Source organism: Halolamina salina (genome assembly GCF_042678005.1).
In the GTDB taxonomy this organism is placed as follows: domain Archaea; phylum Halobacteriota; class Halobacteria; order Halobacteriales; family Haloferacaceae; genus Halolamina; species Halolamina salina.
This window is the reverse complement of record NZ_JBHUDH010000147.1, coordinates 1-571: the sequence shown is the minus strand read 5'-3', so window position 1 is coordinate 571 and position 571 is coordinate 1. Positions and strand designations below refer to the sequence as shown.

1 protein-coding gene and 1 rRNA gene are annotated in these 571 nt (G+C 57.1%); both read right to left on the bottom strand.

The features are described 5' to 3' along the window. Positions 1-104 (bottom strand): 16S ribosomal RNA (locus ACFR9S_RS12635); the annotation flags it as partial. Positions 105-230: 126 nt separating this feature from the next. Then, the coding region (locus tag ACFR9S_RS12630) for a hypothetical protein (protein WP_379818810.1) at positions 231-571 on the bottom strand (341 nt) is incomplete at its 5' end.

Genomic DNA, 571 nt, shown 5'->3' with positions numbered 1-571 from the left:
TTGGCCACGTGTTACTGAGCTATCTGCTGCGGGTCTAACCCGCGCAACTAGCATGGCTAAATCGGACTCCAATAGCAATGACCTCCGGCAGGATCAACCGGAATGCTATTCCCCAGCGAAGCTGGGGGTTGGCGGTGAATGTAGGTACACACTCACACTAAATGGGTCCACACGTTCGATGACGCTGGTCGAATGACCGATCGGGCGTCACCGAACTGTCAAGGCTAACATCAGATCCCATCTGTACGGCGGACCGCAGGGGTAGGATCCTCATTTCCTTCGGACGTATTCGTAAGCCACGAAGGGTACTTAACCCCTTCGGGTTCGAATCGTCCGGATTGACGAAGCGAGTTGAACGCTTCGTCGGTCACGCGTTCTTTTGCGTTCGCGTTCTCATCCGAATGCCCTCGTACACTTAAGGGCGTCGGATCGATGCCCGCGCCGGAAATCGCAGCCGGCGGGGGAATGCGCGTGATTTCTTGTACGCGCCCAGAGTGTATAAGGGCATCGTACTGGAACGCCGATAGTCGGCGTCGATCACGCTCGATCCGCACGCCCTCGCTGAGTGTCG